The 20,962-nt window shown below is 63.6% G+C and carries 20 protein-coding genes; 10 read left to right on the top strand and 10 right to left on the bottom strand.

From position 1 onward, the window contains the following. Nucleotides 1-32: 32 nt before the first annotated feature. Nucleotides 33-356: a DUF1476 domain-containing protein gene (locus tag C7G42_RS26325; RefSeq protein WP_106951846.1), complete on the top strand. Its 324-nt coding sequence runs from the start codon at nt 33-35 to the stop codon at nt 354-356. Between the two features lie 98 nt (nt 357-454). Here C7G42_RS26325 and cynS read toward each other — a convergent pair whose 3' ends face one another. The 7 genes from cynS to C7G42_RS26290 form a co-directional block, all read right to left on the bottom strand. Continuing rightward, nucleotides 455-943, bottom strand: a complete 489-nt coding sequence (gene cynS, locus C7G42_RS26320; RefSeq protein ID WP_106951845.1) for a cyanase — start codon at nt 941-943, stop codon at nt 455-457. A gap of 16 nt (nt 944-959) precedes the next feature. Beyond that, the gene (locus C7G42_RS26315) at nt 960-1,883 is read right to left on the bottom strand and encodes an ABC transporter ATP-binding protein (RefSeq protein WP_106951844.1); all 924 of its coding nucleotides are present in this window, start codon (nt 1,881-1,883) and stop codon (nt 960-962) included. A 4-nt stretch (nt 1,884-1,887) separates the two neighbouring features. Next, nucleotides 1,888-2,727: a nitrate ABC transporter permease gene (ntrB, locus tag C7G42_RS26310; protein ID WP_106952027.1), complete on the bottom strand. Its 840-nt coding sequence runs from the start codon at nt 2,725-2,727 to the stop codon at nt 1,888-1,890. 142 nt (nt 2,728-2,869) lie between these two features. Next, nucleotides 2,870-4,249 carry a CmpA/NrtA family ABC transporter substrate-binding protein gene (locus C7G42_RS26305; RefSeq protein WP_106951843.1) on the bottom strand — a complete coding sequence of 460 codons (1,380 nt, stop codon included), beginning with the start codon at nt 4,247-4,249 and terminating at the stop codon, nt 2,870-2,872. Between the two features lie 118 nt (nt 4,250-4,367). Beyond that, entirely contained in the window at nt 4,368-5,246 is an 879-nt protein-coding gene (locus C7G42_RS26300; RefSeq protein WP_106951842.1) for a sulfurtransferase, read from the bottom strand. A 47-nt stretch (nt 5,247-5,293) separates the two neighbouring features. After that, nucleotides 5,294-6,427 (bottom strand): acyl-CoA dehydrogenase family protein, encoded by a 1,134-nt coding sequence (locus tag C7G42_RS26295; protein WP_199581154.1) that lies wholly within the window; start codon nt 6,425-6,427, stop codon nt 5,294-5,296. Between the two features lie 35 nt (nt 6,428-6,462). Continuing rightward, the gene (locus tag C7G42_RS26290; protein ID WP_094972527.1) at nt 6,463-7,005 is read right to left on the bottom strand and encodes an OsmC family protein; all 543 of its coding nucleotides are present in this window, start codon (nt 7,003-7,005) and stop codon (nt 6,463-6,465) included. Nucleotides 7,006-7,250: 245 nt separating this feature from the next. On the opposite strand from C7G42_RS26290, the gene C7G42_RS26285 reads away from it, so the two are divergent. Next, on the top strand, nt 7,251-7,928 hold the full coding sequence (locus tag C7G42_RS26285; protein WP_106951840.1) for a TetR/AcrR family transcriptional regulator: 678 nt from the start codon (nt 7,251-7,253) through the stop codon (nt 7,926-7,928). Nucleotides 7,929-8,035: 107 nt separating this feature from the next. Here C7G42_RS26285 and C7G42_RS26280 read toward each other — a convergent pair whose 3' ends face one another. Continuing rightward, a complete protein-coding gene (locus tag C7G42_RS26280; RefSeq protein WP_106951839.1) occupies nt 8,036-9,598 on the bottom strand; it encodes a bifunctional AfsR/SARP family transcriptional regulator/alpha/beta hydrolase in 1,563 nt (520 codons plus the stop codon). A 147-nt stretch (nt 9,599-9,745) separates the two neighbouring features. On the opposite strand from C7G42_RS26280, the gene mddA reads away from it, so the two are divergent. From mddA to C7G42_RS26260, 4 genes are read left to right on the top strand one after another with little or no spacing between them, the layout of a single operon-like run. Then, entirely contained in the window at nt 9,746-10,537 is a 792-nt protein-coding gene (mddA, locus tag C7G42_RS26275; RefSeq protein WP_106951838.1) for a methanethiol S-methyltransferase, read from the top strand. A 53-nt stretch (nt 10,538-10,590) separates the two neighbouring features. Continuing rightward, the gene (locus tag C7G42_RS26270) at nt 10,591-11,220 is read left to right on the top strand and encodes a helix-turn-helix transcriptional regulator (protein ID WP_245427957.1); all 630 of its coding nucleotides are present in this window, start codon (nt 10,591-10,593) and stop codon (nt 11,218-11,220) included. Further along, nucleotides 11,217-12,194, top strand: coding sequence for an NADPH:quinone oxidoreductase family protein (locus C7G42_RS26265; protein ID WP_106951836.1), 978 nt, complete (start codon nt 11,217-11,219; stop codon nt 12,192-12,194). Before C7G42_RS26270 ends, C7G42_RS26265 begins: the two co-directional genes overlap by 4 nt. Before the next feature lie 25 nt (nt 12,195-12,219). After that, nucleotides 12,220-12,972, top strand: coding sequence for a hotdog fold domain-containing protein (locus C7G42_RS26260; RefSeq protein WP_106951835.1), 753 nt, complete (start codon nt 12,220-12,222; stop codon nt 12,970-12,972). Between the two features lie 58 nt (nt 12,973-13,030). Here the strand turns inward: C7G42_RS26260 and C7G42_RS26255 are convergent, their stop codons facing one another. After that, nucleotides 13,031-13,924 (bottom strand): LysR family transcriptional regulator, encoded by an 894-nt coding sequence (locus C7G42_RS26255; protein WP_106951834.1) that lies wholly within the window; start codon nt 13,922-13,924, stop codon nt 13,031-13,033. A 115-nt stretch (nt 13,925-14,039) separates the two neighbouring features. On the opposite strand from C7G42_RS26255, the gene C7G42_RS26250 reads away from it, so the two are divergent. From C7G42_RS26250 to C7G42_RS26235, 4 genes are all read left to right on the top strand, one after another. Continuing rightward, complete coding sequence (locus C7G42_RS26250) at nt 14,040-14,792, top strand: SDR family NAD(P)-dependent oxidoreductase (RefSeq protein WP_106951833.1); 753 nt, start codon at nt 14,040-14,042, stop codon at nt 14,790-14,792. A gap of 34 nt (nt 14,793-14,826) precedes the next feature. Continuing rightward, nucleotides 14,827-15,210 carry a nuclear transport factor 2 family protein gene (locus tag C7G42_RS26245; protein WP_106951832.1) on the top strand — a complete coding sequence of 128 codons (384 nt, stop codon included), beginning with the start codon at nt 14,827-14,829 and terminating at the stop codon, nt 15,208-15,210. A gap of 369 nt (nt 15,211-15,579) precedes the next feature. Continuing rightward, nucleotides 15,580-15,987 (top strand): hypothetical protein, encoded by a 408-nt coding sequence (locus tag C7G42_RS26240; RefSeq protein ID WP_106951831.1) that lies wholly within the window; start codon nt 15,580-15,582, stop codon nt 15,985-15,987. A 162-nt stretch (nt 15,988-16,149) separates the two neighbouring features. After that, nucleotides 16,150-19,413, top strand: a complete 3,264-nt coding sequence (locus C7G42_RS26235) for a CHAT domain-containing tetratricopeptide repeat protein (RefSeq protein ID WP_106951830.1) — start codon at nt 16,150-16,152, stop codon at nt 19,411-19,413. A 184-nt stretch (nt 19,414-19,597) separates the two neighbouring features. On the opposite strand, the gene C7G42_RS26230 is transcribed toward C7G42_RS26235, so the two are convergent. After that, entirely contained in the window at nt 19,598-20,797 is a 1,200-nt protein-coding gene (locus C7G42_RS26230) for a TrmJ/YjtD family RNA methyltransferase (protein WP_106951829.1), read from the bottom strand. Nucleotides 20,798-20,962: the final 165 nt, after the last annotated feature.

Here is a 20,962-nt window from a genome sequence, read left to right as displayed (position 1 = left end):
CGCTCCATTCAGCAGGGGATTTGGAACAAGGTATGAGCCAGTTCGACAAGCGCCAGGAAGGTTTTGAGAAGAAGTTCGCCCTCGACGAGGAGCAGAAATTCAAGGCGGAGGCCCGCCGCAACCGGCTGCTCGGGCTGTGGGCCGCCGAAAAGCTGGGCATGTCAGGGGATGCCGCTACCGCCTACGCCAAGGAAGTTGTCGCTAGCGATTTCGAGGAGGCCGGCGATGCCGACGTCCTGCGCAAGATCACGACCGATTTCGCCGCCAAGAACGTCGCCGTCACCGAGCAGGCGATTCGCGCCAAGATGAGCGAACTGCTTGCGGTCGCGGCCGCCGAGGTGAAGGCGGGGAAATAACACGAAGTGTCATTTCGGGACGCGCGCGAGCGCGGCCCGGGAATTTCGAGATTCCGGGTTCGGTCCTGCGGACCGCCCCGGAATGACGGTTGGGTAAGTCACTCCTCCTTGAAGCCGTATTCCGGCACGTTGCCGCTGGCGCCGTAATATTTGTAAGGTAGGAATTTGCCGCTCATCGTGATCTTGACGCGGTCGCCCTTCGGGTTGGCGACGCGTTCCATGGCCATGTCGAAGTCGATCGCCGACATGATGCCGTCGCCGAATTCTTCTTCGATCAACGCCTTCCAGGCCGGACCGTTCACCATCACCATTTCGTAGAAGCGATAGATCAGGGGATCGGTCGGCGGCATCGGCGTGCCGGTGCCGCGCATCGGCACCTCGTTCAGCATAGCCGTCTCCGCCTTCGACAGGCCGAACAGCTCGCCGGCATTGGCAGCCTGCGGCTTCGTCAATTTCATCTGGCCGAGAATGGCGCCGACGATGAGCACCTCCGAATAGCCGCCGATCTTTTCGCAGATGTGCTTCCAGCTCCATCCCTTCTCGCGCTTGATGTCGAGCAGCTTCTCGGTGAGGTCTTCGCGTTTCATCTGGATGTCTCCTTGGTTAGGCACTTAATCCGGGACTGGTTCCGGGGATCCACGTCTGTCGAGGCTCATCATTGCCCGCCGCGATCGTCAGCCCCGGCTTGCCGATCTGCACCAGCGGCACGTTGCGGGAATCATGATCGGTCTTCTCGGTCGTAAACGCCTTGCTCCGCGTCACCAGGAAATCGATGATATGGTTGCGCAGCGCGTAATAAAGCGGATGGCGGTGCAGATCGGTCCGGCCGCGATCCCGGGGCAGCGGGTTCTCGACAACCTCCGCCAGCACCGCGCCGGGCCCGTTCGTCATCAGGAAGATCTTGTCGGCGAGGTAGATCGCCTCGTCCACGTCGTGGGTGATCATGAACGCGGTCTGCCCGGTCTCCAGGCAGATGCGCCGCACCTCGTCCTGCAGCGTGCCGCGCGTCAGCGCGTCCAGCGCCGAGAACGGCTCGTCCATCAGCATCATCTTCGGCGTGATCGAGAGCGCACGTGCGATGCCGACGCGCTGCTTCATGCCGCCGGACAGCTCTGACGGCCGCTTGTGCTCGGAGCCGGAAAGACCGACAAGATCGATGAATGTCTGCGCATGCGCCTTCACCTTGGCGCGGTCCCAGCTCCGCCATTTCGAGCTCACGGCATAGGCGACGTTGCCGAGCACGGTGCGCCAGGGCAGCAGCGCATGGCTCTGGAAGATGACGGCACGGTCGAGGCTGGTGCCCGAAATCGCCTGGCCGTCGACGATGACGGCGCCCTCGCTCGGCGCATCGAGGCCGGCGAGGATGTTGAGCACGGTGGTCTTGCCGCAGCCGGAATGCCCGATCACGCAGGCGAACTCGCCGCGTGCCATCGAGAGCCACAGGTTCTCGAAGATGGTGGTCGTGGCGTCGCTGGCGCCGGGATAACGCTTTGCGATGCCTTCGATGGAGATGAATTTATCGGTCATGCCCCTACTCCGGAAACGTGACCATGCGCGTGAAGCGCGCGAGGATCTGGTCGAGCAGCATGCCGACGATCCCGATCAGCAGGATCGCGATGATGACGTTGGTGATCGAGAGGTTATTCCACTCGTTCCAGACGAAATACCCGATGCCGGTACCGCCGACGAGCATCTCGGCGGCGACGATCACGAGCCAGGCGATGCCGATCGAGATGCGCATGCCGGTCAGGATCGTCGGCGCCGCCGCGGGAAGGATCACGGTGAAGGCGCGCCTGACGGTGCCGACCTCGAGCGTGCGCGCGACGTTGATCCATTCCTTGCGAACGCTGGCAACCCCGAACACCGTGTTGAGCAGCATCGGCCAGATCGAGCAGATGAAGATGACGAAGATTGCCGAGATCGAGGAATCCTTGATGGTGTAGAGCGCCAGCGGCATCCAGGCCAGCGGCGAGATCGGTTTCAGCACCTGAATGAAGGGATCGAGCGCCTTGCTGAGCAGCGGCGACATGCCGATCAGAAAGCCGAGCGGGATGGCGACAAGCACCGCGAGCAGATAGCCGAGCCCGACACGCGCAATGGAATAGCCGAGCTGGATGCCGAGGCCCTTGTCGTTCGGCCCGTTGTCGTAAAACGGACGCCGCAGATGCTCCCAGAGCTTGGCGCCGACATCGAGCGGCCCGGGCATCGCCGATTTGCCCTGCGTCGCCGTCAGGCCCATCAACTTGGCGTATTCGGGGCTCATCGTCGTCGTGGCGCTGGTCGACCGCGTGGCCAGATGCCAGACGCCGAGGAACGCAGCGAGCAGCACGATGGACACGAGGCCGGCACGGAGACGGAGGGAGGATGTCATCGCACCCTCCACCGTGTCCCGGGCGCTGCGCGGCATGAAGTGACGCGCTGCAGAACCGGAACCCATTGCGGCGACATGGGTCCCGCATCTGCGGTGCACCGCTGCGCGCTGCGCCGCGTGCGGGACACGAGAGCCGAAATAATCACGACGCCTTCCTGATCTTGAAGCTCGCAACGTAATCCTCCGGCTTCGCCGGATCGAAAGTCTTGCCCATCACCGCGAACGATTTGTAGCTGCTCGCAGGCGGCGATAGGCCCATCTCAGTCATCAGCTTCTTGGTGTCGGTGGCGAGATACACTTGCTCGGCGACAGCCTTGTAGTCGACGTCGCCCTTGATCTGGCCCCAGCGCTTCATCTGCGTCAGCATCCATACCGCAAACGACTGCCAGGGGAATGGATCGAAATCGACGCGCTTGGCGTCGGTCTTCACGCCGCCGAGGCCGTCGGCGTAGGTGCCGGTCAAGACCTGCTCAAGCACCGTGACGGGCGCGTTGATGTAGTTCGCCGGCGCGATGGCTTCGGCGATCTGCTTGCGGTTCTCCGCCTTTGACGCGTAGGCCGTGGCATCGACGATGGCGCGGGTCAGCGCGGCAAAGCTGTTCGGCGCGGTGGTGATGAACTCGCGGCTGGCGGCGAAGCTGCAGCAGGGATGGCCGTCCCAAATCTCCTTCGACAACAGATGCATGAAGCCGACGCCGTCATAGATCGCGCGCTGGCAGATATTGTCGGGCGCGAGGAAGCCGTCGATGTTGTCGGCGCGCAGATTCGCGACCATCTCCGGCGGCGGCACCGAGCGCAGCTGCACGTCGGTGTCGGGGTCGAGACCGTGCTCGGCGAGATAATAGCGCAGCAGGTAATTGTGCATGGAATAGTCGAAGGGAATCGCGAATTTCATCCCCTTCCAGTCCTTCGGGTCGCGCTTGTCCTTGTGCTTGCTCGCCAGCACGATGCCCTGTCCGTTGATGTTCTCGATCGCAGGGACGGCAAAGGGAATGGCGTTCGCGCCCAAGCCGAGCGAGATCGCGATCGGCATCGGCGCCAGCATGTGCGCGGCGTCGTATTCCTTGTTGATGGTCTTGTCGCGGATCACCGCCCAGCCGGCGGTCTTGACCACTTCGACATTGAGGCCGTGCTTGGCATAGAAGCCAAGCGGCGCCGCCATGATGATCGGCGTAGCGCAGGTGATCGGAATGAAGCCGACCTTGAGGTCCTTCTTCTCGGGCGTGCCGGTTTGCGCAAACACCTCGGTCGCCGTCTTGAGCGGAAAGAACTGCGAGAGCGCGGCGAGAGCGGTGGACGCGCCGACCGATTTCAGGAAGGCGCGCCGCGCCGCATCCTGCGGAAACATCGCGCGCATCACCGCGGAGGCAACGACGCCCTCGTAGCGCTTCTCCTCGCTCTCGACGGGGTCACAGCGTAACGCGGTGGCCTGCTCGTGCTCGCGAGCCGAACGGTGCTGGCCGCAAACGCAGCCCGCCCCGAGATTGCGGCCGGCATCAAACGGATCGTCGAACGTGGACATGCTGCTGCGCCCCTTTGTCACACCGTCCGGCGGACGCCGTTGTCCGCCGCGTCAGGTCAAAATTCCATCGTGGCCCGGCTGTGGCTTGCGCAGCCGGGCCATTGGAAACATGCAGGTTCTATGCCGCCTTGCCTGTTACCTGGGCAGCCACCGGCAGCCCCTGCTCGATCGGCAGCGAAGGGTCACGCGACCATTCGTTCCAGGAGCCGAAATACATCCGCACGTCCTTCACGCCGGCATTCTTCAGCGCCAGGAACGTGTTCGAGGCGCGCGCCCCCTTGAAGCAGTAGAGATAGACCGGCGTGGTCGTCGAGATGCCGACGGTGGCGCATTCCGCCAGAATCTCGTCCTTGGACTTGAAGCGCGGGCCTTCGGCCGTCGGCTTCATCATGCGATACCATTCCAGCCAGACCGCGCCGGGGATGCGGCCCTTGCGCGGGCAGAAATCCTTGCCGTAGGGCGACGAGCTGTCGCCGATCCACTCGTCGACATCGCGCACGTCGAGAATGGCGACGCCGGGCTTGCCGACCGCAGCCAGCATGGTCTTGGCATCGATCAGGATCTCACCCGCCTCGGGCACGATCGCGAACGAAGCCTTGGCCGGCATCGGGACATCCTTCGTCACCGGGAAGCCCGCGGCCGACCAGGCATCGAAGCCGCCATGCAGCACCTTCACCTTGGGATAACCGAGCATGGTGAGCAGGTAGTAGCCGCGGCAAGACTGGCCGAAGCCGGAATTCATCGACTGCTCGTAGATCACGGCCGTTTCCTTGCCGGACAGACCCGCAGCACCGAAGGCATCCGCGAACTTCGTCTTCAGTTCGGCCATGCCCTCCGGCGTCGAGGTCGCGAGGAACGTGAATATCTCGTGCACATTGACGGCGTTGGGGAGATGCCCAGCGGCATAGGCGTCGGGATTGCGGGTGTCGATGACGACACACGGCTCTAGCTTCAAGAGATCGGCAAGTTCGACGGCAGTGATCAGAACGTCAGTCATGGCAGCCTCTCCGTTGAGGTTGGGGTCTTGGGGGGACTCGGTTAAGCTCAGCAATCGGCGAGCATCTTGCGCAGCTGCTTGGTGGCCGGCGTGACGATCGCGACGAAATAGGCCTCGCGCAGCCGTCGCTGCGCGCGGTGACTCTTGAGGTAGCCGCGTGCGCCACAATGCAGCATCGCCGCATGCGCCGCCGCGACGCTGGCGTCGCCGGCGCGGAGCCGCAGCGCGATCACCTTGCGCCAGTAGGTGTCGTCCTCGTTGTAGGGATCGCGCGCCAGCGCCATGGTCTCGGTTTCGAGCTCGGCGGCGAGATCGCGGAAATGCACCGGCTGCTGCGGCAGATAGCGGTTGATGTGGCCGAGCGGGCTATCCACCTCGTCCATGATGTTGATGCAATCCTTAATGAGACCAAGCGCCATGCCGGCCTGCAGCAGGATGAAGCCCGCGCGGATCTTCTTGACGAAGGGGCCGGCGGGATCGGCCAGGATCAGCTCATCCGGCACGAAGACGTCGCGAAACTGCACGCCATAGGTGCCGGTGCCGTCCATCGCCATGAACGGCTTGCACGGCGTCAGCGTGATCGCGGGATCGGAGCAGTCGGCCAGGAACATGACAGTGCCGGGCTCGCCGCCTGCGATGCCCTGATCATCCTCGCGCTCGAAGATGGTGCCGAAATAATGATCGGGGCCGAGATTGGAGACCCAGGGCAGCGCGCCCCGCACGATGTAGCCGCCTTCGACCTTGCGCCCCTTAAGTTTCAGCTTCTCGATGCCGAAAAAGCTCTTCATCGGGTTGGAAAGCCCGGTGCCGCCGAGCACCCGGCCGGTCGAGAAGCCATCGCCGAAACGCTTGGCGAGCCTTACGTTGGTGGAATTCGCCGCGTACCAGACCAGCGTGTTCTGACACCAGGCCATGAAGGCCGTGGCGCCGCAGACCTCGCCGATCGCGGCCATCGCCTGGATCGCGCAGCGCAGATCGGCTGGACCTTCGTGGGGCACGTGACTGCCCCAGGCGCCGATTTCGCCGAATTTGCGCAACACCTCGGCCGGATAGACCGAGCCGTCGTCGATGCCGGCCGCGAGGGGCGCGAGTTGCTCTCTTGCGATCCGCGCCACCTCCCCTGCAATGGACGGTGCGGGCTGATCCAAAACCTCGGCCCGCGATAAAGCCAGTGAACCCATGATCGTCTCCCGCACCTTGTCCTGGTTGCTGTCAGCTAGATGCCGACCTCGAGATTGACCGGACGTGTGAAGGTATTGGCCACCGGCGACCATTGTTTCACATGGGCGACCAGCGCGTTGATCTCGTCCTGTGAGATGCCCTCGCATTCCATGTCGACCTTGACCCGCACGTCGGTGAAGCCGACCGGTTTGTCCGAGGTATCGCCGGTGCCCCAGACCGCGGTGATGTTGAGGTCGCCTTCGAGCTCGAGCTCGAGCTTGTTGACGATCCAGCCGCGATGCACGGCGTTGGCATGCAGGCCGACGGCAAGGCATGAGCCGAGCGCGGCGAGCGAGGCTTCCGATGGGTTGGGCGCGGTGTCGTCGCCCAGCAGCCCGGGCGGCTCGTCGACGATATAGGGCGGCAGGTTGCGGATGTAGTTGGCATGGCGGAATTTTCCTTCCGCGACCGTCTTGCACTTCAAGGTCTTGACGACCTTCGGATTGGCTTTGCCGCTCGCGATCAGTTGCTCGAGGCCATTCTTGTCGATGGGCGCTAGGCACCCCGTCAGTACTGTCTTTTGAACGACGGCAGTCATCATCTTCTCCCTGGCAGAAGTGGAAAGCGGCAGGATACCGAACGGTCTGTTTCCTTGCATGGAGCGTGCCAGAGCAGGCTGAAAGCGAAATGCGAGGCCTTGGAGCCGCTTAGCGATGGCTGCCTGCGGATTGATCAGCCGCGCTCTGCTCAAAGGCGAAGCAGATGAGACCGCCGATGCGAATCTTTTTGGCGCGGAGCAGATGCGGCTTGATGATACCGCGCGGCTGCGATTAAGTTGCAGCCATGGCCAAGCCTTCACTGAACAAGCCCTCACTCAACAAGGTGTCGTCGAAAAAGAACGCGCCGCATTCAGGCGCTGGCGACGACGAATCCGCGCGCGGGCGCCTGCTCAGCGCCGCCTCACATCTGTTCTGCAAGAACGGGATCAACGCCACCGGCATCGATGCGATCATCGAGGAAGCCGGCACCGCGAAAACCACGCTCTACAAACTGTTCGGCTCCAAGACCAATCTCGTCAACGCGGTGCTGGAAAGCGAAGGCAAGCAATGGCGCGAATGGTTCATCGCTGCCATGGAAGACGGTGGCGGCGATGCACAGGCGAAACTCACGCGCATCTTCCCGGCCCTGAAGAGCTGGTTTGCCGAAGAGCGCTTCTACGGCTGCCCCTTCATCAACGCGGTCGGCGAGCACGACAAGGACGCCAAGCAGTTCCGCAACATCGCGCTGAAGCACAAGAAGATCGTGCTTGGCCACATCGAGAAGCTCGCCGGCGAGCTCGGCTCGAGCGAACCCGCGGTACTTGCCCACCAGCTTGGCCTCTTGATCGATGGCGCGATCGTCGCTGCGATGATCTCGCGTGATCCCGGCGTGGCAGATACGGCGGCGCTCACGGCCGGCCCCCTGCTCGGTCAATCCAAGGCAAAGAAGAAGCGCGCGGCGGATCAGCTCGAGGCGGTGTAGGTTTCGTAGGGTAGGCAAAAGGCGCGCAGCGCCGTGCCCACCACTTCTGATCCCGATCGCTCGAAGACGGTGGGCACGCTTCTCTTTGCCCACCCTACAAAATCTGGTTACCGCCCCGCCTTTCCCTCCCGCGGCAACGCCTCGGTAAATCGCCTGATCGCCTCGCGCACCGGTCGCTGATCGCCTGCGAAGAACCAATGATCGTTGCCGTCGAGCTCGACGAACTCCGCGCCACTGATCCGGCTCGCGATGTCGCGGCCGGCCGCGATCCGCACCGCCTGGTCGCCGCGCCGGTGCAGCACCAGCGTCGGCACGGCGATCTGCGCCAGGAGATGCCGCACGTCGGCGTCGCGAAAGGCTTCGAGCACGGCCGAGATGCCGCCGGGACTGGAGGCCGCACGCAATAGCCCGGCCCACCAGGCGCGCGCCTGGGGATCACCGGCCAGACTCGGCGCAAAGGTCTCGATCCCGACCGGCCCACCCCATTGTGCGATGAGTTGCTTGCTCCACGCATCGTACTGGCTGGCGCGCAGGGCATGCGGATAATCCTGCGACCAGCAGCCCTTGGCCAATGCGCCAAACAGGATGAGCCCGGCGACGCAGTGCGGTTCGTCGACCGCAAACTTGACGCAGGCCGGCCCGCATTCGGAGGCGCCGAACAGCACGACGCGGCGCGAATCCACCGCCCGCAATACGGTGCCGATGTCCTCGGCGGTGACGTCGATGCCAGGTGCCGATCCGACCCGGTCGGACAGTCCGATCCCGCGGCGATCGAAAACGATCAGCCGTCCAAGCTTCATCAACGACGCCAGGAACGTCCGGCTCGCAGGGCTTTCCCAGGCGCGCTCCACATGCGACACGAAGCCGGGCATGACCAGGATATCGAGCGGACCACTTCCGTAGGTCTGATAGGCCAGATGCACGCCGGAGCCCTTCACATAGCGCGTCGGCGGAACGTCCTGCGGCGCCGCGGCAGGACTCATGAGCGCCTCGGTCTCGGCTTCCGGCGTAATTCCGAGCTCGTCCCGCAGCCGCTGTGTCAGGGCCGCATGATGACGCTCCGCCGCGCTGCGGTCGCCTGCCAGCAGAAGGCTGCGGATCAGATGTCGGCCATAGACCTCGCTGAGTGGATCGAGTTCAGACAGGCGTCCCGCATGCGCGGCCGCGGCAAAATGGTCGCCGGCGGCATTCCTGTCCTGCACCAGACGCTCCAGCGCGTGCATCAGGCGGCCCCTCAGCGCCTCGCGGCGAAAGAACGCCCAATCGTCGAATTCAGGGCCATCGTCGAGAGCAAAGCCCGCCAGGAAGTCGCCGCGATAAACCGCGCAGGCTTCGTCGAAGTCGCCGCGGTCGCAGGCACTCTCGAATGAATGCGCATCGACCTTGAGCACGACCGCCGGAGACCAGCGCACGCTGGTGCGGTCGGTCTCGAACACCGGCTGGCCGAGCGCGAGTTCGACGCGATGAAGCAGCCGCCGCAACCGCGCAAGGCCCGTCTCCCGATCGGTCTCGGGCCAGAGCACCGTGGCAATGATTTCGCGCGCGACCGCAGCCTTGGCCTCCGCGAGATAGACCAGCAGCGCAAGACCCTTGCGCAGGTTCAACTTGATCGGACGGCCGTCGGCATGGACCTCCGGGAACCCGAATGTCTCCAGCGAGAAGGCCGTCATGGAAATCCTCTCTCCCTCCGGGGCGTCCCCAGGGGACGCACAGGGGACGGCGCCGCGGTAGCCATCGGCCCGGATCGCACCCGCTCGCAGGCGACCGCTTCGCGCTCTGCATGCGGCACCCCCGGATCAGGCACAATAGGAAAAACCATGTTCTCGCGCCTCGCAATCCTGCTCTACGCAATCGTGAGCTATGCCGTATTCACGGTGTCCTTCCTCTATGCTCTCGGTTTCGTCGGCAATTATGTCGTACCCAAGTCGATCGATCTACCCTTCGACGTCGGCAGCCCCTCGAATGTGACCGAAGCCATCGTCGTCAACCTGCTGCTGATGAGCCTGTTTGCCATCCAGCACAGCGTCATGGCGCGCCCGGCCTTCAAACGCTGGTGGACCAGGGTCCTTCCCGTGGCCTGCGAGCGCAGCACCTACGTGCTGCTCTCCAGCCTCATTCTCCTCCTGCTGTTCTGGCAGTGGCGTCCGATCCCGGCACCGATCTGGCAGACCGCCGGAATCGTGGCGTGGTTGCTGACCGGCATCCATTGGCTCGGCTGGCTGATCGCATTCGCCTCCACCCATATGATCGATCATTTCGACCTGTTCGGCCTGCGTCAGGCCCTCGCGGAGTTGCGCGGGACCGAGCCGCAGGGGCCGTCCTTCAAGACGCCGCTGCTCTACAAGATCGTGCGGCATCCGATCATGCTGGGCTTCCTCCTCGCATTCTGGGCCACGCCCGAGATGACCGCCGGCCATCTGCTGTTCGCGCTCGCGAACACCGCCTATATCCTGGCCGCGTTGCAGTTCGAAGAGCGGGATCTGATCGCGGAGTTCGGGGAGAGCTATCGGCAGTATCGCCGCCGCGTTCCGATGCTGCTGCCGCGCCTCTTCGCGCGGACCCGGACGAGGGATCCTAACACCACCCGGAGCATCGGAGCGCCCCGATGACCGCGGTGTTGTGGAGGGCGTCCGCCTGTCCCCAAATGTCTGGCGATGCTGCCATGTTTGCCGATGCCTTCGACGGGCTCCATGCCGGGATGTATCTGGTCGAGGCCGACGCCCATCTCATTCACGCCAATATCGCAGGCCGCGCCCTCATCGACGCCGGCGACATCCTGCATGAGGTCCGCGGGCGTCTCGTCGTCAGCGATCTGCCAGCCAACCTGACTCTGCAAGGTGCCTTCGCGGCTGCGGGACAGGCCGACCGGAGTTCCGCCGCCGGCGCAACCGCCGTGCCGATGACCGGGAGCGATGGCCAGCGTTACGTCGCCGACGCCCTGCCGCTGCCCGCAGGCACGCGCCGACACTCCGGCGCAAACCACCGAGCGGCGGCAGCGCTGTTCGTGCGCAAGACGGCCCTGCCGATCCCGTCCCGCGCGGAGGTGATCAGCAAGGCTTTCAAATTGACGCCGGCCGAGTTGCGCGTATTGCTTGCCCTCGTCGAGCTCGGCGGCATTCCTGAAGTCGCCGCGGCGCTCGGCGTTGCCGGATCGACGGTCAAGACGCATGTCCGCCGCCTGTTCGATAAGACCGGCGCTGCGCGGCAGGCTGATCTCGTCAAGATCGTCGCCGGATATGCGACACCGCTGAGAGAACTCGCCAAATCTAATCCCGTTGGAGCGCCAAGATGAAAGCGGTTCTGTGTCATTCGTTCACCGGGCCGGGCGATCTCAGCCTCGGTGAGATCGACGTGCCCAAGCCGGCCAGCGACGAGATCCTCATCGACGTCCACGCGGCGTCCGTCAGTTTCATGGACCAGTTGATGGTCTCGGGCCTGTACCAGATGCGGCCGCAGACGCCCTTCGTGCCCGGTACGGAAGCCTCCGGAACCGTCGTGGCGGTCGGCGGCGACGTGACAAGGTTCGCGCCCGGCGACCGCGTGGCCTGCAGCAGCTGGACCGGCGGCTACGCTGAACGGATGATTGCGAAGGAGTCGAAGACCGTGCGCCTGCCTGACGGCGTAACGTTCGAGGCGGCGGCAACCATCCTGCACAATTACGGCACGGCCTATTATGCGCTGGTCGAGCGGGCGCGAGCCGTGCGTGGCGAAACGCTGTTCGTCACCGGCGCTGCGGGCGGCGTTGGGCTTGCCGCCGTCGACCTCGGCCGCCATCTCGGCCTGCGCGTCGTCGCCGGCGTCGGCTCAGACGACAAGGCAGCCTTGGTCCGCGACTATGGCGCCAGCGCAGTCATCAACTACCGCAGCGAGGATTTGCGAGATCGGATCAAGTCGATCACGTCGGGAAACGGCCTCGATGTCGGCTTCGACAATGTCGGCGGCGCGATCTTCGAGCAGATGGCCCGGCTGATGAAATGGGGCGGACGACTGATGCCGATCGGCTTCACCGGCGGCGAGATTCCGTCCATCCCGATGAACCTGCCGCTGCTGAAGAACTTCTCCATCGTCGGCGTCTTTGCCGGCGCCTGGGCGGAGAAATTCCCGCACGAGGGCGCACGCATGAACGACACGCTGATGCAATGGCTCGCCGACGGACAAATCCGCCCGCATATCGATCGTATCCTCCCTTTGGAGGAGGTCACTGAGGCGATGCGCGCCGTGGCCAACCGGACGGTTCAGGGGCGAATCGTGCTCAGGATCGGGTAGAGTGCGCCAACTCTGAGGAAGACTGATGGCTCAGATCATCATCGACAAGCGCTATTGCGGTCCTCCGAATTCCGGCAACGGCGGCTATGTCTGCGGCCGGCTGGCCCGGCACGTCCCCGGAGTTGCAGAGGTGACACTGCGTGCGCCGCCGCCTCTGGACACGCCGCTCGCTACGGTGGCAACGGACGATGGCACATTTGAGCTTCGCGATGGCGACAAGGCCGTCGCCACCGGCCGCACCGCGAGCGTCGAGCTTGCGCAGGTCGAGACAGCGACCCTGCAGGAGGCCCGCGCAGCCGAATTGCTCGCACTGTCCAGGCCGGACGAACATCCGCTGCCACACTGTTTCGTCTGCGGTCCAGCAAGGGCGAAAGGTGACGGCCTGCGCATCTTCGCCGGCCCGCTCGGCCGTCATGCGAAGACCCCCGTTCTTGCCGCGAGCTGGGTACCCGATCCAAATCTCGCTGCCAAGGACGGCCTCATCGCACCGGAATTCCTCTGGTCCGCGCTCGATTGCCCCACCGGCTTTGCCTGCAATTACGACCAGCAGAGCGCCAGCTTCGAGAAGACCCCGCTCCTGCTCGGACGGATGGCAGCCCGCATCGAAGCCCGTCCCCGTCCCGGCGTGCCCTGCATCGTCACCGCCTGGCCCACCGGCCGCGACGGCCGCAAGCGCTCGGCCGAAGCCGCGCTCCACGATGAAGCCGGGAAGCTGCTCGCTGTGGCGAGGACGACATGGATCGCAGTGGAGCGCGAAGTGCAGCTCGGACGCGGCTGAACAAACCCGATCCCGCAGGTGGCAAAGCTACGCGCCCTTGCCGTTCTGCAAGACCGCGCTACAGCAACGTCTTGGAGAAACCCGCCGCGAGATGATCGATCAGAGCGCGAACGGCCATCGGTAGGCCTCGTCGCGTCGTGAACACGAGATGCACGATACCCTTGTGGCCACGCCAGTCCGACAGCACGTGGACGAGCTTACCCTGCTCGAGCGCCTCCCGGCAGAGGTGGTCGGGCAGAAGCGCAATGCCGAGACCGGCGACCGCCGCATCACGCACCGCGCCGAAGTCACCGCATCCCATCCGCGGCTCATGCCTGTGGATCCGAGCTTGCCCGTCATTCGTCTCCAGATGCCATTCGACCATCGCGTCGTTATCGGATGTCGCGAGCGTCGGAAGCGCAGCAAGATCGTCGAGAGTTCGCAGCCGGCTTGCCAATTGCGGGCTTGCGACAAGGATCCGCATCGAGGTGCCGAGCGACCGCATCGTGAGTGCCGCGTCACCGACGAGCACGGAACGGACCCGCAGGGCCACGTCGATCCGCTCTTCAATCAGGTCAACAGGCCTGTCGATGGCAACGAGTTGCAGGCGCACCTTGGGATAGCGCGTCAGGAAGCTCGACACGAGTCCGGACATCTCCCCGACCATGCCGGTTGGACAGCTGAAACGAATGCGGCCGTGCGGTTCGGCCTGCGCTTGCGTGACCAGCGCCTCGGCCTGCTCGGCCTCCGCCATGATGGCGCGACAACGCTCGTAGAAGGCCTGCCCCACTTCGGTGACGCGGAAGCGTCGACTCGAGCGTTCGATCAGGCGCAACCCCAGGCGTTCCTCGAGCCCGGCAATCCGCCGGCTCAACTTTGATTTGGGCTCGCGCAGCGCCCTCCCAGCAGCCGCAAATCCGCCATGCCCGACCACCTCGGCAAAATAGGCAAAGTCGTTCAGATCAGCTTTCATCGTTCCTCAAATAGAACGCTAAGTACCATATTTGCGTCCTCTCGTCATCATCGTTCCGATTACATATACGATGGGCAACGGCGCTTTTGCCGGGAACTTCCGAAGGAGACGGACGATGACCAACAGGTTCAACAACAAGGTCGTGGTGGTGACCGGCGGCACCAGCGGCATCGGGCTTGCCACCGCAAAAGCTTTTGCGGCTGAGGGCGCCTCGGTCTTCATCACCGGCCGCCGCAAGGACGCGCTCGACGCCGCAGTGAAATCGATCGGCCTTGGCGTGACCGGTGTGCAGGGCGACATGGCCAATCTCGCCGACATCGACCGGCTCTACGACGCCGTCCAGAAGAAGCACCAGCAGATCGACGCGATCTTCGCCAATGCCGGCGGCGGCGAACTTGCACCGCTCGGCGCCATCACCGAGGAGCACTATCAACGCACCTTCGACACCAACGTGAAAGGCGTCCTTTTCACCGTTCAGAAAGCGTTGCCCTTGCTCCGCGACGGCGCTTCCATCGTACTAAACGCCTCGACCACGAGCGTCTCGGGCACCCCCGCCTTCAGCGTCTATTCGGCGACCAAGGCCGCCGTACGCAATTTCGCGCGCAGCTGGATCCTCGACCTGAAGGATCGGCACATCCGCGTCAACGCCGTCAGCCCCGGCGTGACCGAAACGCCAGGGCTGAACCATCTGTTCGGCGCCGGCGAGCAGGCGGAAGGCACCAAGTCCTATCTCGCGAGCCTGATCCCGGCCGGCCGCGTCGGCCAGCCCGAGGAGATCGCCAAGGCCGTGCTGTTCCTCGCCTCCGACGATGCCAGCTTCGTCAACGGCGTCGAGCTTTTCGTTGATGGCGGTCAGGTTCAGATCTGAGCGGACTTCCTCGGGATTGATCATGGAAATGCCAATGACCCAGACAAATGAATCGGTGGATCGGATCCACGAACTGCTTCGTCGCAACCTCCAGGAGGTCTTCGGCGAAGGCGATGCGAAGCGCCGCCGCGCCGCAATCGACGAGCTATGGACGGAGAACCCCACCCTCTACGTCCCGCCCGGTGTCATTGTCGGTCGCGCCGCGATCGCCAAGTTCGCCGGCGATCTGCGCGCCACACATCCCCACTTCGTTTACACGCCGACCGGCGAGCCGCAGGCGCTTCACAACGCCGGACGGCTGGCCTGGGGATCTGGCCCCCGCGGCGGGGCGCCCGACTACACCGGATGGGACGTCATCATGGTGAAGAACGGCAGGATCGCCGCGCTCTACGCTTTTCTCGACCCGCCGCGGACGTGAACGTTGTCTGACGCTTCGCTGGGATGGCCGTACGCGCGCAGCCGGTCCACGACTGCTGTCTTGGCCATGTCGTCAAGATGGCGATACGCTTCGGCCAACTTCGACCGCCGGACATTCCGTCCGGCGGTGAGCGCGAACGCCTTTGAAATCACGCAGGGCAGCTCCTCGTGCGTCCGCGGCCAGGCGTAGGCCGCACGAATCGATTATCGATCGCAGTCGATCATGAACCTCATTGGAACCTTCGAAGCTTTCACAGCCGTTCGGAGAGCCCATCTGGATTGTTGATTTTCATTTTTGATGCTGCCAACATGATCTCACGTTTCAAAAATATTCATCGCGGTCGCAAATAATTTAGAGGCTCAAAAAAACATGACCCATCGTCGACTTCTGGGGATCATCCTTGCTACTTGCATCTCGTCATCTGCATTCGCCGGCACGTCTGCCGGCTGGGGCCAAGGTGGGAAACTCGAACCCTACGAGGCAATGATCGCGCAAGCCAACTCAAGCGGCGAGCTATTCCGGATCCAGGGGGTCTGCAAGTCCGCCTGCACGATGTTCCTTTCGATCAGAAACGTTTGTGTCGAACCAGGCGCCAAGCTGATGTTCCATGCTGGAGTTTCACCCGCGGTCACGGCGCGGATGGCCGCGACCTACAACGGTGCCTTGCGAAGCTACGTCGAAGGCAATCATTTCATGGATTCCCGGACATTTCATGCAGTCCCAGGCAGCGTCCTCATCAGCAAGTTCGGCTATAAGGCCTGCCCGAGACAATCCTAGAGCGGCTGACCGTTGAACACGTCGGGGTTGGCCGCCGGAATTCGAGTGATGGGTCGGATTTCGCCGTGAGGGCAAGCCCCTGTTTCAATGAGCGCGCTGCGGTATAGCGGTCGGAGGACAATCAGCCGGATAATATGAGCTGGGCGTCATTGATCGATTGCGATGGCAGAGGCGATGCAAACGGAACATGTCTCGATGAAGCGCAGGGTCACGTCGTGTCTGTCGCTCCTTATGATCGGCTCGCTATTTCTGGCTCCAACCGCGTCATCATCCGCGCAAACCGATGCTGATATGAACCGGCGCGCGGATGCCGGCGCGGCGCCGCCCGAACGTTCTATCAATACATCGGGCAACGATGCGGCCCCTGCGGCGTTTCTCCCACCGCCCCGCAGCATCGTCGACATCACCTCGATTCTCGACAACGAAAAGCCCAACCTCAAAAAGATCGATGCGCTCAAGGCCAAGGCTGCTGCCGATCCAGCGGCTCAGGCCGGCGCGGAGCTTGCGCAGTTCTATTTTGATCGCGCGAGGGCTCGATCGCAACTCGGCCGGCTCACTGAAGCTGTTGCTGACGGCGAGAAAGCCGTTGAAGTCGGGAAAGGTGTCGTCAGCCCAAATGTGATGGGCCGCTTTCTGCAATTTCTTGGCCAGGAATACTCAGCGACAGGAGACCCGCAAAGAGGGCTGGAAATTAACCAACGCCAGTTGGCAGGTTCCAACTTGGCCGGCGCAAAGGGCTACGCGCTCGGCGCCAACATCAAGATCGCACAGATATTGCTCCAGATGGGAGACATCGAAAAAGCGGATGAATATATCCGCAGGAACGACACGCTCATCCACGAAGCGCGCACAAGCCAGGAAGCCGGTTGGCGTTCATCCTATGCTATTAAGGGTGACGACTGGGAAAGCATGGTCGAGAGCGGTCACGCGATCCTGTTCGAGGCCCGGGGCCGGTTCGGCGAGGCCGAGCAGGCCTACAGGATTCAGGAGGCCCGCAAACGCGCGTCGATCAAATCCATTCTGCAACTCGACAATGCTCCCTCCGAAACCCTGATGCGGCAAGGCATCGATTATGCGGTTCTCAATCAGGCGCGCATGAAGGCGCAGCAAGGTCGGTTGGCCGAGGCCGAAGTCGACGCCCGGCGCGCCTTGTTGTCCCGGTTGAAGGATGTGGGAAAATACAACCCCGTCACGATCAATTTCATGCGCGGGTTTGCCGGCATCCTCATCGAGGAGGGCCGCTACGAAGATGCGGAAAAGCTTGCCCGCGTTGCGATCGAGATCAATCGGACCATCGGAGTTGCCGATGACGCCGTTTCCACCGTTCGCCTGCTTTCGCAGTTGGGTTCTATCCTGGTGATCCAGCGCAAGTATGCCGAAGCAAGCCATGTCTACGCGGATTTGGACAAGGCGATCGCTCATTGGGAACCACGCCAGCGCGAAAAGTTCGAGACTGATGGATCGCGAATATTGTCGCTATACAACTCCGGGCAGGTTCAGGTCGGGATTGCCGCCGCGGAGCGCTTGGTCGAGCGCGCTGCGTCCTCTTTCGGCAACAACCATCCGGATACTGCGAATGCGCGCGGGATCCTTGCGATCGGATTGATGCTCGCCAGGCACGAAGACAGCGCGATCCGCGAGTTCAGAGCGGCCATTCCGCTGCTGGTATCGCAATCGCGCGACAACGCCGACGACGACGATGCGAGCGCAAAGGCCGCCCGTAGCCAGCAATTGCAGGCGACCGTCGAGGCTTATGTCGCGTTGCTGGCTCGGCAAAAGAATACTGCGAATGACGAGGTCGGCACGGAAACATTCGCATTGGCCGACGCCATTCGCGGGCGTTCGGTCCAGCAAGCCCTCGCAGCTTCGAGCTCGCGCAGCGCCGCGCAAGACCCCGAGTTGGCCAAGCTGGTTCGCCAGGAGCAGGATCTCTCCAAGCAAATCAGCGCGCAACTCGGCGCGCTGAACAACGTGTTGTCGCTGGCATCTGCGGAACGCGACGAAAAGAACGTCGCTTCTCTGAATGCCTCGATCAACGCGCTGCGCGACGAGCGTGCAAAAGCACGCATCGAGATCGATCAAAAATTTCCTACCTATGCGGATCTGGTATCTCCGAAGCCGCCAAGCGTCGCGGAGATCAAGGCCACTCTTGCCGACAACGAAGCCATGCTGTCCTTCTACTTTGGAAGGGACGCAAGCTTCGTCTGGGCAATTTCGAAGGCCGGACCGGTTGCCTTTGCCGAGATAGCGGCCACCAGCGCCGACGTCGATAGCCGAATCCGAAAGCTCCGAGCTGCGCTTGAGCCCCAGGCGGCGATGATTTCAGACATTCCCCCGTTCGATCTGAAGCTCGGCTACGAGCTCTACTCCCTGTTGCTGAAGCCGGTCGAAGCCGGGTGGAGGCCCGCCAAAAGTCTCATCGTCGCGACGAACGGCGCGCTTGGCCTGCTTCCCCTGTCACTCCTGCCAACCGCGCCGGTCGAGGCCTGGACGGAGGACGATCCTCTTTTCTCGAGTTACAGGGCGGTGCCGTGGCTTGCCCGTTCGCATGCTGTCACGCTTGTGCCTTCGGCGGCAGCCCTGCGTACCCTTCGCCAATTGTCACCGGGCAAGCCCGGCCGGGGAGAGCTAATTGCATTTGGCGACCCCATTTTCAGCATCGACGATCGGAGCAAACGCGCGGAGGAAGTCGCCACGGTCGTGTCTGCAGCGGCCACGACGCGCGGAATGCCCTTGAGGCGGCGCAGCAGCCCCGATCTCGACGACGCCGATAGCGCGAGCATCGAAATGCTTCCTCGGCTTCCAGATACGGCAGAGGAGCTGAGGTCGATCGCATCGGCACTGCAGGCCGATCCCTCCAAGGTTCTGTTCCTCGGCGAGAATGCAAACGAGCAAGCGGTCAAGACCATGGACCTCTCGGGATTCAAGGTGCTTGCGTTCGCGACTCACGGTCTGGTTCCTGGCGAGCTCGATGGTCTCACCCAGCCAGCTTTGGCGCTTTCTTCCCCGAAGGTCACCGGCAGGCCGGGCGATGGGCTTTTGACCATGGAAGAAATCCTGTCACTCAAGTTGGATGCCGACTGGGTCGTCCTTTCGGCCTGCAACACCGGTGCGGCGTCCGGAGCCGGCGCAGAAGCGGCATCGGGCTTGGGCCGCGCGTTCTTCTACGCGGGTACGCGGGCTTTGCTCGTCACCAATTGGTCCGTCCACTCTCAGTCCGCTCGCGAGTTGGTGACGGATTTGTTCAGACGCCAAAGCGCAGACCCGACCTTGACCAGAAGCGAGGCTCTCCGCCAAGCCATGATGGCGCTGGCGGACGGCCCCGGCTATGTCGACAGCACTGGCGTGACCCAATTCACTTATGCACATCCGCTGTTTTGGGCGCCCTACTCCATCATTGGTGATGGCGGAAAATCCCGGAACTGAAGGCGCTCGCGAGCCCGACAGCGCAAAATGGACAATGCAACCCGGCAAGCTTGCGGACATCTTGATACTCTCCGCGGGCTACACGGCCGTGCCAGAGGCGCAGATCAAGGATATCAAGGCGAACTGACCCTGGTCGGCGGCAAGGTTGTGGTTCAGCGCTGAACCGGCGCTGATCGACCGGGGGTTACGCGCCCTGCTCGATCATCCCCTGCAGCCGCGCCAGTTCGGCCTCGAGATCGCGCTCCACGTCCGCCGCACGGACCTCCAACACCCGATAATCCCGCGCCTCGAGCCAATTCCGCCGCGACGCGCGATCCGCTGCGATGGCTTCCCCCTCGCCCGGGTTGACCAGCTCGATCGCGATCCGGTGCGGGAACGAGACGAAGTCCGGGATGTGGCGACCGACCGGGGTCTGGCGCTTGAACCCGCCGGCAAAGCGGCGGTCGCGGGTCAGGGCCTGCCAGAGCAGGCGCTCGGCATCGGTCGGGTTGCGGCGGAGCAGGCGGGCGAGACCGCGCACCGTCGAGCCGCTGTCGGGAACGCCGCCGCCCTGCCCGTGCTCGGCCAGGAGCGCGCGCAGGCGCGTGGCCTGCTCGCCGTCGAGCACGCCGCCCTTGGCCGGTCCCTTGCGCCCTTCGGCGATTGCCATGATCACCCCGTGCAGGGTGTGCATGTCCTGCTTGGTCGGCTCCATCCGGCTGAAGATGTTGCGCAGGTTGACCAGCATGGTGTCGCGCTTCTCGGCCGGGCGCAGGAATTCCACCTTGTCGAGCTCGCGGATCAGGTTGTCGAAGAAAGCCTGCATCTGGTGCTGCGAAGCGCGCTCGGAGCGCTCCGGCATCGCGTGCGGCAGCTCGCCTGAGGTCGCCCGCTTGAACCATTCATAGCCGACCAGCAGCACGGCCTGGGCGAGGTTGAGCGAGGCGAAACCCGGATTGACCGGGAAGGTGATGATGCGGTTTGAGAGGCCGACCTCCTCGTTGGTCAGTCCCCAGCGCTCGCGGCCGAACAGGATACCGGCCTTGCCACCGGCCGCGACGTGACCCGCGATCTCGCTGGCCGCCGCCTCCGGCCCGACCACGGGCTTGGCCTGGTCGTGGGGGCGCGCGGTGGTGGCGAACAGCAGGTCGAGGTCGGCCACCGCCTCTTCGACCGTGCCGAACAACTGGACCTTTTCCAGAATGTGGTCGGCACCGGCCGCGGCGCGTTGGGCCGCGATGTTGGGCCAGCCGTCCCTGGGGTTGACGATACGCATGGCACCGAGCGCAAAATTGCCCATGGCGCGCGCGGCCATGCCGATGTTTTCGCCGAGCTGCGGCTCGACCAGGATGACGATGGGACCGTCGAGGGACAAACCCGCCTTGCTCTTGTCAGTCCCCGACATCTCGTTTCGCTTTCACTCTGTCCCTCAAGGCCTTGGCGGGGCCGCCTCAGGAATTGATTCATGCCGGCTGCCAAGATCTCCTTGGGACCGGCTGCCCGTTCGCCTGTCGTTTGCCTGTCCTGACGAAATTCTCAAGGGAAATAACGGGTTGGAATCGACTTTTGA

It is taken from the genome of Bradyrhizobium sp. MOS003 (assembly GCF_003020125.1).
In the GTDB taxonomy this organism is placed as follows: Bacteria; Pseudomonadota; Alphaproteobacteria; order Rhizobiales; family Xanthobacteraceae; genus Bradyrhizobium.
The sequence above is the reverse complement of the archived record's forward strand: the minus strand, read 5'-3'. Positions and strand labels throughout refer to the sequence as shown.

Coding starts and splice junctions, on each gene's coding strand:
- C7G42_RS26270 (WP_245427957.1), top strand. CDS start 10,591: ATGTTTGCCGATGCCTTCGACGGGCTCCATGCCGGGATGTATCTGGTC.
- C7G42_RS26280 (WP_106951839.1), bottom strand. CDS start 9,598: ATGACGGCCTTCTCGCTGGAGACATTCGGGTTCCCGGAGGTCCATGCC.
- C7G42_RS26290 (WP_094972527.1), bottom strand. CDS start 7,005: ATGACTGCCGTCGTTCAAAAGACAGTACTGACGGGGTGCCTAGCGCCC.
- C7G42_RS26315 (WP_106951844.1), bottom strand. CDS start 1,883: ATGACCGATAAATTCATCTCCATCGAAGGCATCGCAAAGCGTTATCCC.
- C7G42_RS26230 (WP_106951829.1), bottom strand. CDS start 20,797: ATGTCGGGGACTGACAAGAGCAAGGCGGGTTTGTCCCTCGACGGTCCC.
- C7G42_RS26260 (WP_106951835.1), top strand. CDS start 12,220: ATGGCTCAGATCATCATCGACAAGCGCTATTGCGGTCCTCCGAATTCC.
- cynS (WP_106951845.1), bottom strand. CDS start 943: ATGAAACGCGAAGACCTCACCGAGAAGCTGCTCGACATCAAGCGCGAG.
- C7G42_RS26305 (WP_106951843.1), bottom strand. CDS start 4,249: ATGTCCACGTTCGACGATCCGTTTGATGCCGGCCGCAATCTCGGGGCG.
- C7G42_RS26245 (WP_106951832.1), top strand. CDS start 14,827: ATGACCCAGACAAATGAATCGGTGGATCGGATCCACGAACTGCTTCGT.
- C7G42_RS26235 (WP_106951830.1), top strand. CDS start 16,150: ATGGCAGAGGCGATGCAAACGGAACATGTCTCGATGAAGCGCAGGGTC.
- C7G42_RS26265 (WP_106951836.1), top strand. CDS start 11,217: ATGAAAGCGGTTCTGTGTCATTCGTTCACCGGGCCGGGCGATCTCAGC.
- C7G42_RS26255 (WP_106951834.1), bottom strand. CDS start 13,924: ATGAAAGCTGATCTGAACGACTTTGCCTATTTTGCCGAGGTGGTCGGG.
- mddA (WP_106951838.1), top strand. CDS start 9,746: ATGTTCTCGCGCCTCGCAATCCTGCTCTACGCAATCGTGAGCTATGCC.
- C7G42_RS26285 (WP_106951840.1), top strand. CDS start 7,251: ATGGCCAAGCCTTCACTGAACAAGCCCTCACTCAACAAGGTGTCGTCG.
- ntrB (WP_106952027.1), bottom strand. CDS start 2,727: ATGACATCCTCCCTCCGTCTCCGTGCCGGCCTCGTGTCCATCGTGCTG.
- C7G42_RS26295 (WP_199581154.1), bottom strand. CDS start 6,427: ATGGGTTCACTGGCTTTATCGCGGGCCGAGGTTTTGGATCAGCCCGCA.
- C7G42_RS26300 (WP_106951842.1), bottom strand. CDS start 5,246: ATGACTGACGTTCTGATCACTGCCGTCGAACTTGCCGATCTCTTGAAG.
- C7G42_RS26240 (WP_106951831.1), top strand. CDS start 15,580: ATGACCCATCGTCGACTTCTGGGGATCATCCTTGCTACTTGCATCTCG.
- C7G42_RS26250 (WP_106951833.1), top strand. CDS start 14,040: ATGACCAACAGGTTCAACAACAAGGTCGTGGTGGTGACCGGCGGCACC.
- C7G42_RS26325 (WP_106951846.1), top strand. CDS start 33: ATGAGCCAGTTCGACAAGCGCCAGGAAGGTTTTGAGAAGAAGTTCGCC.